Source organism: Pedococcus sp. 5OH_020 (assembly GCF_027812955.1).
Classification (GTDB): Bacteria; Actinomycetota; Actinomycetes; order Actinomycetales; family Dermatophilaceae; genus Pedococcus.
This window is the reverse complement of record NZ_JAPYZV010000001.1, coordinates 382883-396844: the sequence shown is the minus strand read 5'-3', so window position 1 is coordinate 396844 and position 13962 is coordinate 382883. Positions and strand designations below refer to the sequence as shown.

Genomic DNA, 13962 nt, shown 5'->3' with positions numbered 1-13962 from the left:
ACTATCCGCGCCGCCGACCGCTGTCGGCGATGCTCGTCCGTGATGCCCCGTCCGTGATGCTCTGTCCGTGATGCTCCGTCCGTGATGCTGCGTCCGATGACCCTTCCGTGATGCACGGTCGCTGATGCTGGCTCGGTGATGCTGTCCGTAGCGGTCAGAAGGTGTCGTGGGGGACGTAGAGGCCCCACACGTCGCGCAGCGCGTGGCTGATCTCTCCGCCGGTGGCGCGAAGCCGCAGAGCGTCCTTCATGGGGTACAGGACGTTGTCGGTCCCGCGGGCGGCGTCCCGGACGGCCTCGAGCGCCGCCTCGACCGCGGCGTTGTCCCGCTCCGCTCGCAGTGCCGCGAGGCGCTCGCGCTGGTCGTGCTCGATCTGGGGGTCGACGCGCAGCGGCTCGTAGGGCTCCTCCTCGTCCAGGGTGAACCGGTTGAGCCCGACCACGGTGCGCTCCCGGTGGTCGATCTCGAGGGCGATCCGGTAGGCGGAGCGCTCGATCTCCGACTTCTGGAAGCCCTGCTCGATGGCCGCCACCGCTCCACCGCGGTCCTCGACGGCCCGGATCAGGTCGAGGGCCGCGGCCTCGACGTCGTCGGTCATCGACTCCACGACATACGACCCCGCGAACGGGTCCACGGTCTTGGTGACGTCGGTCTCGTAGGCGATGACCTGCTGGGTGCGCAGCGCCAGCCGCGCCGCCTTCTGGGTCGGCAGTGCGATCGCCTCGTCGAAGGAGTTCGTATGCAGCGACTGCGTGCCGCCGAGGACCGCTCCGAGTCCCTGCAACGCGACCCGCACGAGGTTCACCTCAGGCTGCTGGGCGGTGAGCTGGACGCCGGCGGTCTGGGTGTGGAACCGCAGCATCTGGCTCTTGGGGTTCTGCGCGCCGAACTCCTCGCGCATGATCCGGGCCCAGATCCGCCGGGCCGCGCGGAACTTCGCCACCTCCTCGAGCAGGGTGGTCCGGGCCACGAAGAAGAACGACAGGCGGGGGGCGAAGTCGTCCACGGCCAGACCCGCGGCCAGGGCGGCGCGGACGTACTCCTTGGCGTTGGCCAGCGTGAAGGCGATCTCCTGCGCCGGCGTCGCCCCGGCCTCGGCCATGTGGTAGCCGCTGATGGAGATGGTGTTCCAGCGCGGAAGCTCCTTGGCGCAGTAGGCGAAGATGTCGCTGATGAGCCGCAGCGACTCCTTCGGGGGGTAGATGTACGTGCCCCGGGCGATGTACTCCTTGAGCACGTCGTTCTGGATCGTCCCGGCCAGCCGGGAGGCGTCGGCGCCGTTCTCCTCCGCAACCAGCTGGTACATCAACAGCAACGTGGCCGCCGGCGCGTTGATGGTCATCGACGTGGACAGCTCGTCCAGGGGCAGCCCGCCCATGAGCGTGCGCATGTCGTCGATAGTGTCGATCGCGACGCCCACCTTGCCCACCTCGCCGTGAGCGATCGGCTCGTCGGAGTCGTACCCCATCTGGGTCGGCAGGTCGAACGCCACCGACAGCCCGCCCGTGCCGGCCTTCACCAGTTCGTGGTACCGCTCGTTGGACTCCTTCGCCGTGCCGAACCCGGCGTACTGCCGCATCGTCCACGGCCGGCCCGTGTACATGTTGCGGTACACACCTCGGGTGTATGGGTACTGTCCCGGCTCGCCCAGCTTCGCCGCGGGGTCGAAGCCCTCGAGGTCCGCCGCGTCGTAGACCGGCTTGATCGGCAGGTCGGACTCGGAGCGTGCGGTCGGGACGTCGGCGGCCATGGGCCGGAGCCTAATGCGGCGGTACGCCGGGTGGTCGCCGCGCGTGGTCCACCTCACGGCGGACTCGGTGGTCAGCGGACAAGCCGGTTTCGGCGAACCTCCCAGCGTCTGGCGATGCCGTCCAGCTCCTCGGTGATGAACTCGAGGAACGCCACGCTGAGCGCGAGCCGCTGGCCCGCCGGGGACTGTGGGCCGCCCACCAGTCCCACCCCCTCGCGCAGCACCGCGGTGAGCGGGTCGTACGTCGCGGCGGGGCTGATCATCACGTCGTGCCAGGCGTCGTCGGCGACCACGTAGACGTCCCGCCGGCTGCCGGGCTGCCGTTCCCGGTGGATCAGGCGCATCTGCTCCAGGCTGCGGACCGCCCCCGACACCGAGGCCGCGCTCACCGACAGCTGTTCCCCGATCTGCGCGGCGGTCATCCGTCCGTCCTCGTCGGCCAGCAGGCTGGCGAAGACCCGGGAGGGCAGCCGTTGCATCCCTGCCGCGGTCAGTGCGGAACCGAACCTCTCGACGAACCGGGCTCGCCGCGCTGCCGAGCTCTCCCGGGACGTGCTGGCTGGCATGGACGAAGCCTTCTCCAGATCATTCAGAAAATCCTGAAGTCGAGCGTACATTCGTCTCATGGCACCTGTCATCGAGGCTGCCGGCCTCGTCAAGAAGTTCGGCTCCACGACGGCGCTCGACGGCCTGGACCTCACCGTGCACGAGGGCGAGGTGCACGGGTTCCTGGGACCGAACGGCTCAGGGAAGTCCACCACCATCCGCATCCTGCTCGGTCTGCTGCGCGCCGACGGCGGCCACGTGACGCTCCTGGGCGCGGACCCGTGGAGGGATGCGGCCGAGCTGCACCGGCGCCTGGCCTACGTCCCGGGCGATGTGGTGCTGTGGCCGAACCTGACCGGTGGCGAGGTCATCGACCTGCTGGGCCGGCTGCGCGGAGGCGTCGACCCTGGACGGCGGGCACAGCTGCTCGAGGCCTTCGAGCTGGACCCGTCGAAGAAGTGCCGCTCGTACTCCAAGGGCAACCGGCAGAAGGTCGCCCTGGTCGCAGCGCTGTCCAGCGACGTGCCCCTGCTGGTCCTCGACGAGCCCACGTCCGGCCTGGACCCGCTGATGGAGAAGGTCTTCCAGGACGAGCTGGCGCAGGCCCGGGTCCGGGGTCGCACGGCCTTGCTGTCGAGCCACATCCTCTCCGAGGTCGAGCGGGCGGCCGACCGGGTGAGCATCGTGCGCGCCGGCCGCATCGTCGACTCGGGCACGCTGGCGGACCTGCGCCACCTGACCCGAAGCAGCGTCGTCGCCACGCTGTCCGACCCGGTGACACCTGGCGAGGCCGCCCAGTGGCCCGGCGTCCACAGCGCGCGCCACGACCACGGACAGCTGGCCCTGTCCGTGGAGACCAGCTCGGTGGGCCACGTGCTGCAGCGGCTCGGCGCGCTGGGCATCGAAACCCTCACCTGCCAGCCGCCCACCCTGGAGGAGCTGTTCCTCTCGCAGTACGCCGACCGCCCGGTCGATGGCGGTTCCTCGACGGATGCCGCCCAGGAGCAGGTGCCGGCATGAGCTCGTTGGCGGGCACCACCACCTTGCTGCGCCTGGCCTGGCGGCGGGACCGCTGGGTCGTCTCCGCCTGTGTCGTGGCTCTGGTGGCCACGGCCTACGGCTCGATGGCCGCCACCCGGGACCTCTACCCCACCGACGCGGCGGCGGCAGCCGGCGCCGCCGCGATGACCGACAACGCCTCGCTCACGGCCATGTACGGCCCACTGCCAGCGCTGACGACAGCCGGGGTCGGGGTGCTCAAGACCGTCATGTTCGGGAGCCTCTTCAGCGCCTTCCTCGCCTTCGCGATCGTGCGCCGGCACACACGGACCGAGGAGGAGGAGGGCCGCCTGGAGCTGCTCGCGGCTGGAGCCGTCGGGCGGCGCGCCGCAACGGCCTCGGCCGTCCTGCTGGCGTCGCTCGCGGTCGTGGCCACCGCGCTGCTGTCGGCCCTCAGCCTCGTGGCCACGGGCGTCGGGGTGTCCGGGTCGCTCGCTCTCGGAGTGGTCGTGGTGGTCGCGGGCCTGGTCATGACCGGAGTGACCGCGGTGGCGGTGCAGCTGACGTCCACGACCCGCGGAGCCGGTGGCATCGCGGTCGGCGTACTGGGTCTGGCGTACGTCGTTCGGGCCCTGGCCGACACCAGCACCGGTGCGGTCCGGCAGCTGGCCTGGTTGTCGTTCCTCGGCTGGGCCGAGAAGGTCAGCCCGTTCGGGGAGAACAGGTTCTGGCTCGTCCTCCCGGCCCTGGCAGCCACGGCCGCCCTTCTGCTGGCCGCGGACCGGCTGCTGCAGCGCCGCGACCTGGGGGCGGGCCTGTGGGCACCGCGTCCGGGCCCGGCCACCGCCCACCCGCGTCTCGCCTCTCCCCGAGGACTGGCGTGGCGCCTGCAGCGGGGATCCCTGCTCGGGTGGAGCGTGGGGTACGCGGTGCTCGGGCTGGTCGTGGGAGGTGTGGCCCGTTCGGTGGACCAGATCGCCCAGGACCCGGCGGTCGAGGACATGCTACGTCGGATGAGCGGCGGCCAAGGCACTCTGCTCGACGTCTTCCTCGGCACCGAGCTGCGCTTCCTGGCCGTCGGGGCCGGTGCGTACGGCGTCGCGACCGCACTGCGGCTGCGCTCGGAGGAGAGCTCAGGCCGCGCCGAGGCCTTGTTGGCGACCCCGGTGCGCCGCGCGCAGTGGCTGGCGAGCCACGGGGTGCTCGCGGTGGCCGGGTCGGCCTGGCTGATGGTGGTCGCCGGGGTGACCGTCGGCCTCAGTGCCAGTGCGGCCGGCGACGTCGGGGTGGTGCAGGTCGTGGCGGCTGCTGTCGCCACGGTCCCTGCGGTCCTGGTCTGCGTCGGGCTGGCCCTGCTGCTCTTCGGGCTGGTGCCGCACTGGTCCGCCGCGGCCTGGGGAGCGCTGGCGCTGTTCGTGATGCTCGGCGAGCTGGGCGCGATCCTGAGGCTGCCGCAGAGCGTCCTGGGCCTCTCGCCGTTCGACCACCTCGGCAGCCTTCCCGGCGGCGACGCCAACGTCACGGGGCTGCTGGGCCTGGGCGTCGCCGCGGTGGCCACTGCGGCGGTGGGAGTCCTCGCCTTCCGCCGCCGCGACCTCGCCTGACGGGCGGACCTCGGCTCAGGTGAGGTCGGCGCGCCCCTGGGCCTTCAGCGCCTCGACGACCGCCTTGACGTCCTGCGCCCGTTCCCGGGTCGTCACCAGGAGCGCGTCGGGGGTGTCGACGACGACGATGTCGTCCAGGCCCACCACGGCGACCATCCGGCCACCGGCAGGGACTACCACGCCGCTCGCGTCCACGACCCGCAGGGCCGCCGCATCCCCGAGCACGCGTATCCCTGGCATGCCCTCGGCGTCGGGCAGGAGCGCGCCGAGGGAGGTGAAGTCGCCGACGTCGTCCCAGCCGAAGCCTCCCGGCACGACGGCCACCCGGCCGACGGCGGCCGCGGGCTCGGCGACGGCATGGTCGATCGCGATGCGCTCGAGCCCGGGCCACAGCTCCTCGAGCCTCTGCGGTGCGGCTGCGAGCGCGCGCAGCGCTGTGGCGAGGTCGGGATGCCACTGCGCGAGCAGGTCGAGCAGGACCGTGGCCCGGACGACGAACATCCCCGCGTTCCACCGGAACCGGCCCGTGGCGAGGTAGGCCTCGGCTCGGGCGCGGTCCGGCTTCTCGACGAACTGGGTCACCGCCCGTGCCGGGCCTGTCCCCAGGACCTGCCCCATCTCGATGTAGCCGAACCCCGTGGCCGGGTACGACGGCTCGATGCCGATGGTGACGACGTAGCCGTCCTCCGCCGCCTCGACGGCCGCCGTCACGCAGGCCCGGAACTCGTCCTCGTCCTCGATGACGTGGTCAGCGGCGAACGACCCGAGCACAGCATCGGGGTCCTGCGCCTCGAGCACGGCGGCTGCCCATCCGATGGCCGCCATGGAGTCCCGCGGCGACGGCTCCGCCAGCAGACGCTCGCGCGCCAGCCCGGGGAGCTGCGCGCGGACCGCGGCCTCGTGCGCCCGACCGGTGACCACGACGACACGGTCGCCGGTCAACGGCGCCAGTCGGTCCCACGTCGCCTGGAGCAGGGAACGCCCCGTCCCGGTGAGGTCGTGGAGGAACTTCGGTGAGGCTGCGCGGGACAGCGGCCACAGGCGCGTGCCCGCGCCGCCGGCGGGCACGACCGCCCAGAGATGCTCGACCGACGCAGGTGTGGACATGCCGGAACCGTAGCGTCACCACCAGCCCGTCACCCGGTGGTCATCCGACACGCACCTCACCGTGGTCAGGACCTCATCAGGCACCTCGACGCTGAGGTGGTGCGCGTGGCCATCGTGACCGAGTCTTCCTGCCGAGCCTCAACGGCGTGACGGCCAGCGTCTGCCGCGTCGCCGAGTGCCTCCGGGCGCGGGGTCACCATGCGGTCATCCTCGGCAGCCAGCGGGCTGCGCGTCGTGGCGCCGGCACGCGGCTGACCGTTGGACCGCGGGGCACGGCCGAGACTCGCCACGGCGGGATGTCTGCCGCCTGAGCGGCGCCATGCCACGACCTACTCCGGGGTAACCGCGCCTGTCTGGTTTCTCACAGGGAGGCCCTTCGGCGTCATGGCGAGCCGCCAGATAGCCTGACGGGCGAACCACGGCCGTCGGCGCCTCCCGCATCGAGCTGCCGTGACAACCTGCTTCGAAAGGGACGCGCAGTGGCGCAGGCAGCCAACGGGACCCTCTACCGCGGCCGTGAGGGCATGTGGTCGTGGGTGGCCCACCGCATCAGCGGCGTACTCCTCTTCCTCTTCCTCTTCGCCCATGTGCTGGACACCGCGCTGGTCCGGGTCTCCCCGCAGGCCTACAACGAGGTCATGGACGCCTACAAGAACCCGGTCGTCGGCCTCGGCGAGGCAGGCCTGGTGGCGGCCGTGATCTTCCACGCCCTCAACGGGCTACGCATCATCGCTGTCGACTTCTGGGCCAAGGGTCCGAGGTACCAGCGGCAGATGTTCTGGGCGGTGGCGGTGGGGTTCGTCGTGCTCTTCGTGCCGTTCGCCATCCGGCACCTGTCCATCGTGTTCTCGCACTGAAAGGCGCCCGCTCATGACTGCCACCAGCAGCGAGACGCCCCGCGTCGACGCAGTTCCTGTCAAGCACTCCCGGTACCGCCGGGTCGGAGCCAGCCGCGGCAACTTCGAGCTGTGGTCGTGGGTCTTCATGCGCGGTAGCGGCATCCTGCTGCTCGTCCTCGTCTTCGGTCACCTGTTCGTCAACCTCATGCTGGGCGAAGGCATCCACGCGGTCGACTTCGCCTTCGTCGGCCAGAAGTGGAGCAGCCCGTTCTGGCAGGTGTGGGACCTGCTCATGCTGTGGCTCGCCGAGCTCCACGGGGTCAACGGGGTGCGGACGGTCATCAACGACTACACCGAGAAGAACAGCACGCGCTGGGTCCTGAAGGCTCTGCTCTTCACCAGCGCCCTGCTCGTCATGGTGCTCGGCACGCTCGTGATCTTCACCTTCGACCCGTGCATCGACCCCTCTTCCACCCTCTCCGTGTGCTCACGGTGACCCTGAACGACGCGACGGCGCAGTAAGGAACCCGCTGAACATGCAGACACACAAGTACGACGTGGTCATCGTCGGCGCCGGCGGAGCCGGTATGCGTGCCGCGCTGGAGTCCTCCACGCGCGTGCGCACCGCCGTGCTCACCAAGCTCTACCCCACCCGGTCGCACACCGGCGCGGCGCAGGGCGGCATGTGTGCTGCCCTCGCGAACGTCGAGGAGGACAACTGGGAGTGGCACACCTTCGACACCGTCAAGGGTGGCGACTACCTCGTCGACCAGGACGCCGCGGAGATCATGTGCCGGGAGGCGATCGACGCGGTCATCGACCTCGAGAAGATGGGCCTGCCGTTCAACCGCACGCCGGAGGGCAAGATCGACCAGCGCCGCTTCGGCGGTCACACCCGCAACCACGGCGAGGCCGCCGTGCGCCGGTCCTGCTTCGCCGCCGACCGCACCGGCCACATGATCCTGCAGACCCTCTACCAGAACTGCGTCAAGCAGGGCGTGGAGTTCTACAACGAGTTCTACGTGCTTGACCTGCTCCTCAACACCGGTCACGACGGGGTCGAGCACACCGCCGGGGTGGTCGCCTACGAGCTGGCGACGGGCGAGATCCACGTCTTCCAGGCGAAGTCCGTCGTCTTCGCCACCGGCGGCACCGGCAAGGTCTTCAAGACCACGTCCAACGCCCACACGCTCACCGGTGACGGCATGGGCGTCGCCTTCCGCCGCGGCCTCCCCCTGGAGGACATGGAGTTCTTCCAGTTCCACCCCACCGGCCTCGCCGGTCTGGGGATCCTCCTCTCCGAGGCGGCCCGCGGTGAGGGCGGGATCCTGCGCAACGCCGAGGGGGAGCGCTTCATGGAGCGCTACGCCCCCACGATCAAGGATCTCGCGCCCCGCGACATCGTGGCGCGTTCTATGGCGAACGAGGTCCGGGAAGGCCGCGGCGCGGGCCCGAACAAGGACTACGTGCTCCTCGACCTCACCCACCTCGAGCCGGCCCACATCGACGCCAAGCTGCCGGACATCACCGAGTTCGCCCGCACCTACCTCGGCGTCGAGCCGTACACCGAGCCGGTCCCGGTCTACCCGACCGCCCACTACGCAATGGGCGGTGTGCCGACGAACGTCGAGACGGAGGTGCTGCGCAACAACACGGACATCGTGCCCGGGCTCTTCGCCGCCGGCGAGGTCGCCTGCGTCTCGGTGCACGGGTCCAACCGCCTGGGGACGAACAGCCTTCTGGACATCAACGTGTTCGGCCGCCGGGCCGGCATCGCGGCCGCCGAGTATGCGGCGTCGGCGGCCTACGTCGACCTCCCGCCAGACCCCACCGCCCTGGTGGACGGCCTGGTCGGCGCCATCCGCAACCGCGAGAGCGGGGAGCGCGTCGCCGACCTGCGCCGGGCGCTGCAGGAGACCATGGACCGCAACGTGCAGGTCTTCCGCACCGAGGCGTCCATGAAGGAGGCGCTGGGCGTCATCGACGAGCTCAAGGAGCGCTACGCCCATGTCGTGGTCCAGGACAAGGGGAAGCGCTACAACACCGACCTTCTCGAAGCGGTCGAGCTCGGCTTCCTCATCGAGCTGGCCGAGGTGATCACCCTAGGCGCCCTCGCGCGCAAGGAGTCCCGCGGCGGGCACTTCCGCGAGGACTACGAGGCGCGTGACGACGTGAACTTCATGCGCCACACGATGGCCTACCGTGCTCCGGTCACCGAGTTCGCCAGCGGCCCGGCCTTCGCGGACGAGGTGCGCCTGGACTACAAGCCCGTGACCGTGACCCGCTACCAGCCGATGGAGCGCAAGTACTGATGACTGCCACTGCCGAGAAGCAGAAGCCGGCCGGGGACAAGGCACCCGGCGCGGTGCCGACGTTCACCGTCACCCTGAAGATCCAGCGGTTCAACCCCGAGACGGACAGCGAGCCGCACTGGGAGAGCTATCAGGTCACCGTGCACGCCACGGACCGGGTCCTCGACGCCCTGCACCAGATCAAGTGGGAGCAGGACGGCTCGCTGTCGTTCCGCCGCTCCTGCGCGCACGGCGTCTGCGGGTCCGACGCCATGCGGATCAACGGGAAGAACCGCCTGGCCTGCAAGACCCTGGTCAAGGACGTCAACCCGGACAAGCCGATCACGGTCGAGCCGATCAAAGGTCTTCCGGTGGAGAAGGACCTCATCGTCGACATGGAGCCGTTCTTCGACGCCTACCGTGAGGTGATGCCGTTCCTGATCACCACCGGCAACGAGCCGACGCGCGAGCGGATCCAGAGCCAGCAGGACCGTGACCGCTTCGACGACACGACGAAGTGCATCCTGTGCGCGGCCTGCACCACGAGCTGCCCCGTGTTCTGGAACGACGGCCAGTACTTCGGGCCGGCCGCCATCGTGAACGCGCACCGCTTCATCTTCGACAGCCGCGACGAGGGCGGCAAGCAGCGCCTTGAGGTGCTCAACGACAAGGAGGGGGTGTGGCGCTGCCGCACCACCTTCAACTGCACCGAGGCCTGCCCGCGCGGCATCGAGGTCACCCAGGCCATCCAGGAAGTGAAGCGCGCGCTCCTGACCAGCCGGTTCTGACGATGCAGGCCGCGTGAGCCTCCGCCCCGTGGCTGCTGCCGCGGCGGGCCTCGTACTCGCGGTCGGCGGCGGCGCGCTGCTGGCACCGGCGAGCGCAGCGACGACGCCGCGTCCCCTTCCGACGGCCAGCACGCCGACGCTGCCCACGCCGACCGGCTGGGTCGACCCCGACGCGGCGGTCGGCGGTCCGCGCCTGGCCTCGATGGGCCTGGTGACCGACCTGCCGGCCGGCGTCCCGGCCCCGCCGACGTTGCGCGACGTCGCGTGGCTCCTGGCCGACCTCGACACCGGCGCGGTGGTCGCGGCCAAGGCTCCGCACGCCAGGCTCCTACCGGCCAGCACGCTGAAGACCCTCACCGCCCTCACTCTGCTCCCGCGGGTCCAGCCCACCCGCATGATCACGGCCACCGCGGAGGATGCCAACGCCGACGGCACCCGGGTCGGAATGGTCCCGGGTCTGACGTACACGGGACGGCAGCTGTTCGAGGGGCTGCTCATGTCCTCCGGCAACGACGCCGCGTACGCCCTGGCGGCAGCCGGGGGCGGACGCCAGGCCACCTTGGCAGCCATGAACGAGGAAGCCGCGTACCTCGGGGCACATGACACGGTCGCGAAGGACCCCGCCGGCCTCGACATGCCGGGGCAGACCTCGAGCGCCTACGACCTCGCGTTGATCGGCCGTGCGGCTCTGGGGCTGAAGGACTTCCGTTCCTACGTCACGACGAAGCAGGTCGACTTCCCCGGCGCTGTGAACCCGAAGACCAAGAGGCGAGCGACCTACAGGATCACGAACCACAACCGGCTGCTCTTCAACTACCCCGGGACCATCGGGATCAAGAACGGCTATACCGAGGCCGCCAAACGGACCTTCATCTCCGCAGTCACGCGTGAGGGCCGGACCTACCTGCTGAGCGAGATGTACGGTCTGGACGCCTCCTGGCGCCCGCAGGCGGCGATGTACGACTGGGCGTTCCGGTATGCCGGCCGGGCACGCCCTGTCGGCACCCTGGTGAAGCCCGGCCAGGCGACGTCGGCCCCCAGCCCTGCCGAGAGCGCCGTGGCGACGCCGGGCTTGGCCACGCCGGGCATGGCGACCCCCTGGAGCACCCCCAGACCCCGGCCGGCTGCGGCCGCGCTCCCCGCCGACGGCCGGCGCACAGCCGGGCTCGCCTCCTGGCCCGGGATGGCCGCACTGGCCGCCACGGCGCTTCTCCTCCTCCTGCTGGCAGCCCGTGCGAGGGCGCGACGCAAGCAGGTACGGCGTCGCGAGATGCGCGTCCACGAGCGGCGCCACTGACGGCGCACGGCCGGCGTCGTGGAGGGGTGAACGCAGCTCAGCGCCGGTGCGTGAGCGCTCGGACGCCACGCGCGAGACCGCCGAGGGCGAAGGCAGCGGTCGCGCCCAGGACGACGCCGGCGGCCACGGAGGTTCGGTCGGCTGCCCGTTGGCCGAAGGTCGGCAGCCCCGCATCCGTGCGCGTCCGCACAGTGTGCGGAGGCGTCCGCACAGTGTCCAGGGGCGTCCGCACAGTGTCCAGGGGCGTCCGCAGACTGTCCAGAGCCTGAGGAGCAGGGCCCTCGAGCAGCTTGTGCTCCTGGCCGGCGCTGAGCCCGGTTCCTCGCACGGTGTCGAGGTCGTTCGCCGCCCACGCGGCGGAGACCAGGATCACCCTGGACATGAAGTTCAGCCAGACCAGGAGTCCCACCACGAGCGCGAAGGAGGCGAAGAGCGCGTTGTGCAGTGTCCCGCTCAGCAGGACCGTCCCGAACTTCTTCAGCAGGGTGAGGCCCAGTCCGCCGAACACCGCCGCGTTCCGCAGCCCGCGCCGCGGCACGTCGACACCCGTCAGCAGCCGCAGCATCACCATGATGATGGAGGCGTCGAGCAGGACCCCGATCACCAACGCCACCAGCGTCAGGATCCACCCCTGGCCGCCGAGCCCGAGAAGCCGCGCCAGCCATTGCGACGCCGCCCCCGCCACGCTGCCCACGACCGCCGAGAGCACGATCGCGACCCCCAGGACGACCAGCACCCCGAGGTCGCGCAGCTTCGCCAGGACCGGGTTGCCCGGAGCCCCCTTGACCCCGAAGATCTGGCGGATCGCGTCGCGCAGGGCGGAGAGCCACCCCGTGCCGGCCAGGACGAGGCCGACGACTGCCACGACCCCGCTCACCGACAGCGCCGCCTTGGTGGGTGCGCTGACGTTGATGATGCCGCGGGGGTTCGACGGGGTCTTGACGAACCCGGGGAGCATCTGGTTGATCGAGTCCTTGACGCGGTCCAGGAGCTCCGGCTGGTTGCGGAGCACGACGCCGAAGACCGTGAAGGCGAGCAGCACGGCGGGGAAGACGGAGAAGAACGCGAAGTAGCCCACCCCGCCTGCCAGGAGGTTGCCGCGGCTGTCGCCGTACCGCTTCCAGGCGCGCCACACCGAGGTCTGCTGCAGCTGCGACCACCAGCGCTTGAGCGACCCCATCGTCAGCCGCCGTTCAGGCTGAAGGACCGGACGGCGCGCCAGACGCCGTCGTCCCCGTGCTCGTACAGGTGGAACTCGGTGACCTCGAAGCGGCACTCGAAGTCGGCCAGCTCCGTGAAGGCCCGCTCCAGGCTCTCGTCCGTGACGTGGTGGGCGACCGTCACGTGCGGGTGGTAGTAGAAGTCGAGGTCCCGCTGCAGAGGTCCCTGCCGCACGGCCTTCTCGAGGATCTCGCACTCGGCCAGCCCCCCGGACACCTGGACGAACACGACTGGCGAGATGGGGCGGAACGTGCCGGTTCCGCGGAGCACCATGGGGAACGAATGGCCTTCCGCCGCAACGCTCTCCAGATGCTTGACGGCCGCCGGAACTTCGGAGTCCTCGATCTCGGTGGGAGGCAGCAGCGTCACGTGAGTGGGGATCGACTTCGCGCGCGGGTCGCCGAACGACGCGCGCTTGGCCTGCAGCAGCTCAGCGTACGGCGAGGGGATGGCAACGGACACACCGATGGTGGGCACTGTGCGACCCTACCCAACGCTCGGAAGCAGTCCCACCCGATCGCGGACCCGCGCCATGGTTGCGTGCGCCACCTCGCGCGCCCGATCCGCTCCGGCGGCGAGGATCCGGTCCAGCTCGGCCGGGTCGTCGAGCAGCTCGGCCATCCGCCGCTGGAACGGCGTGAGCCGGTCCAGGACGACCTCGGCGACCTCCTTCTTGAGGTCTCCGTAGCCGCTGCCCGCGAACGACTCCTCGAGCTTGTCCACCGGCGTACCGGACAGCACCGAGTGGACCACCAGGAGGTTCGACACCCCTGGCTTGCACTCGACGTCGTACCGGATCTCGTTCTCGGTGTCGGTCACCGCCGAGCGGATGTTCTTGGCGATCCGCGCAGGGTCGTCCATGAGGTCGATCAGCCCCTTGGGCGACGACGTCGTCTTGCTCATCTTCGACGTGGGGTCCTGCAGGTCCATGATCTTGGCGGCGCCCTTGACGATGTACGGCTCCGGGACGACGAGGCCATCACCGAACCGGCTGTTGAACCGCTCGGCAAGGTCGCGGGTGATCTCGAGGTGCTGGCGCTGGTCCTCCCCCACCGGGACGTACGCCGCGTCGTACATGAGGATGTCGGCCGCCATGAGCATGGGGTACGTGAACAGCCCGACATTGGAGTTCTGGCCCTTGGCGGTCTTGTCCTTGAACTGCGTCATCCGGCTCGCCTCGCCGAAGCCGGTGAGGCAGTTCATCACCCAGCCGAGCTCCGCATGCTCGGTGATGTGGCTCTGGCAGAACACGGCGGAGCGCTGGGGGTCGACGCCGCCGGCGATGAACTGGGCGGCGGTGACGCGGGTGCGCCTGCGGAGGACCTGCGGGTCGGTGGGGACGGTGAGCGCGTGGAGGTCCGCCACGAAGTAGTACGCGTCGAACTCCTCCTGCAGAGCCACCCAGCTCACCAAGGCGCCGAGGAAGTTGCCGAGGTGCAGCGAGTCGCTGGTCGGCTGCATCCCGGACAGGATCCGGGACAGCCCAGCGGTGGTGGTGGGCGCGGACATGGCCGCCATTG

Annotated in this window: 13 protein-coding genes; 7 read left to right on the top strand and 6 right to left on the bottom strand. The window is 70.5% G+C overall.

The window, feature by feature from the left end; genetic code table 11:
• Positions 1-154: 154 nt before the first annotated feature.
• Both PHA84_RS01735 and PHA84_RS01730 read right to left on the bottom strand, forming a co-directional pair.
• Positions 155-1750, bottom strand: coding sequence for an acyl-CoA mutase large subunit family protein (locus tag PHA84_RS01735; RefSeq protein ID WP_270886360.1), 1596 nt, complete (start codon positions 1748-1750; stop codon positions 155-157).
• 71 nt (positions 1751-1821) lie between these two features.
• On the bottom strand, positions 1822-2316 hold the full coding sequence (locus PHA84_RS01730) for a GbsR/MarR family transcriptional regulator (protein ID WP_270886359.1): 495 nt from the start codon (positions 2314-2316) through the stop codon (positions 1822-1824).
• Positions 2317-2374: 58 nt separating this feature from the next.
• On the opposite strand from PHA84_RS01730, the gene PHA84_RS01725 reads away from it, so the two are divergent.
• Together PHA84_RS01725 and PHA84_RS01720 are read left to right on the top strand one after the other, a co-directional pair.
• Entirely contained in the window at positions 2375-3316 is a 942-nt protein-coding gene (locus tag PHA84_RS01725; RefSeq protein ID WP_270886358.1) for an ABC transporter ATP-binding protein, read from the top strand.
• A complete protein-coding gene (locus tag PHA84_RS01720; RefSeq protein ID WP_270886357.1) occupies positions 3313-4899 on the top strand; it encodes an ABC transporter permease in 1587 nt (528 codons plus the stop codon). The genes PHA84_RS01725 and PHA84_RS01720 overlap by 4 nt, the downstream gene beginning before the upstream one ends.
• A gap of 15 nt (positions 4900-4914) precedes the next feature.
• Here PHA84_RS01720 and PHA84_RS01715 read toward each other — a convergent pair whose 3' ends face one another.
• Complete coding sequence (locus PHA84_RS01715; protein WP_270886356.1) at positions 4915-6006, bottom strand: mannose-1-phosphate guanylyltransferase; 1092 nt, start codon at positions 6004-6006, stop codon at positions 4915-4917.
• 479 nt (positions 6007-6485) lie between these two features.
• Here PHA84_RS01715 and sdhC point away from each other — a divergent pair, with 479 nt between their 5' ends.
• From sdhC to PHA84_RS01690, 5 genes are read left to right on the top strand one after another with little or no spacing between them, the layout of a single operon-like run.
• Positions 6486-6863 carry a succinate dehydrogenase, cytochrome b556 subunit gene (sdhC, locus tag PHA84_RS01710; RefSeq protein WP_270886355.1) on the top strand — a complete coding sequence of 126 codons (378 nt, stop codon included), beginning with the start codon at positions 6486-6488 and terminating at the stop codon, positions 6861-6863.
• A 13-nt stretch (positions 6864-6876) separates the two neighbouring features.
• Positions 6877-7341, top strand: a complete 465-nt coding sequence (locus PHA84_RS01705; RefSeq protein ID WP_270886354.1) for a succinate dehydrogenase hydrophobic membrane anchor subunit — start codon at positions 6877-6879, stop codon at positions 7339-7341.
• A 40-nt stretch (positions 7342-7381) separates the two neighbouring features.
• Positions 7382-9157, top strand: coding sequence for a succinate dehydrogenase flavoprotein subunit (gene sdhA / locus PHA84_RS01700; RefSeq protein ID WP_270886353.1), 1776 nt, complete (start codon positions 7382-7384; stop codon positions 9155-9157).
• A complete protein-coding gene (locus PHA84_RS01695; protein WP_270886352.1) occupies positions 9157-9924 on the top strand; it encodes a succinate dehydrogenase iron-sulfur subunit in 768 nt (255 codons plus the stop codon). Before sdhA ends, PHA84_RS01695 begins: the two co-directional genes overlap by 1 nt.
• A gap of 28 nt (positions 9925-9952) precedes the next feature.
• Positions 9953-11221 (top strand): D-alanyl-D-alanine carboxypeptidase family protein, encoded by a 1269-nt coding sequence (locus PHA84_RS01690; protein WP_270886351.1) that lies wholly within the window; start codon positions 9953-9955, stop codon positions 11219-11221.
• 37 nt (positions 11222-11258) lie between these two features.
• On the opposite strand, the gene PHA84_RS01685 is transcribed toward PHA84_RS01690, so the two are convergent.
• From PHA84_RS01685 to trpS, 3 genes are read right to left on the bottom strand one after another with little or no spacing between them, the layout of a single operon-like run.
• Complete coding sequence (locus PHA84_RS01685) at positions 11259-12401, bottom strand: YihY/virulence factor BrkB family protein (protein WP_270886350.1); 1143 nt, start codon at positions 12399-12401, stop codon at positions 11259-11261.
• Positions 12402-12403: 2 nt separating this feature from the next.
• Complete coding sequence (locus PHA84_RS01680) at positions 12404-12919, bottom strand: 2'-5' RNA ligase family protein (RefSeq protein ID WP_270886349.1); 516 nt, start codon at positions 12917-12919, stop codon at positions 12404-12406.
• Between the two features lie 9 nt (positions 12920-12928).
• Entirely contained in the window at positions 12929-13960 is a 1032-nt protein-coding gene (trpS, locus tag PHA84_RS01675) for a tryptophan--tRNA ligase (protein ID WP_442952802.1), read from the bottom strand.
• Between the last annotated feature and the right edge of the window lie 2 nt (positions 13961-13962).

Excerpts from the sequence above, each read along its gene's own strand:
- PHA84_RS01735 (WP_270886360.1), bottom strand. The coding sequence starts at position 1,750 with ATGGCCGCCGACGTCCCGACCGCACGCTCCGAGTCCGACCTGCCGATC.
- PHA84_RS01730 (WP_270886359.1), bottom strand. The coding sequence starts at position 2,316 with ATGCCAGCCAGCACGTCCCGGGAGAGCTCGGCAGCGCGGCGAGCCCGG.
- PHA84_RS01725 (WP_270886358.1), top strand. The coding sequence starts at position 2,375 with ATGGCACCTGTCATCGAGGCTGCCGGCCTCGTCAAGAAGTTCGGCTCC.
- PHA84_RS01720 (WP_270886357.1), top strand. The coding sequence starts at position 3,313 with ATGAGCTCGTTGGCGGGCACCACCACCTTGCTGCGCCTGGCCTGGCGG.
- PHA84_RS01715 (WP_270886356.1), bottom strand. The coding sequence starts at position 6,006 with ATGTCCACACCTGCGTCGGTCGAGCATCTCTGGGCGGTCGTGCCCGCC.
- PHA84_RS01705 (WP_270886354.1), top strand. The coding sequence starts at position 6,877 with ATGACTGCCACCAGCAGCGAGACGCCCCGCGTCGACGCAGTTCCTGTC.
- sdhA (WP_270886353.1), top strand. The coding sequence starts at position 7,382 with ATGCAGACACACAAGTACGACGTGGTCATCGTCGGCGCCGGCGGAGCC.
- PHA84_RS01695 (WP_270886352.1), top strand. The coding sequence starts at position 9,157 with ATGACTGCCACTGCCGAGAAGCAGAAGCCGGCCGGGGACAAGGCACCC.
- PHA84_RS01685 (WP_270886350.1), bottom strand. The coding sequence starts at position 12,401 with ATGGGGTCGCTCAAGCGCTGGTGGTCGCAGCTGCAGCAGACCTCGGTG.
- trpS (WP_442952802.1), bottom strand. The coding sequence starts at position 13,960 with ATGGCGGCCATGTCCGCGCCCACCACCACCGCTGGGCTGTCCCGGATC.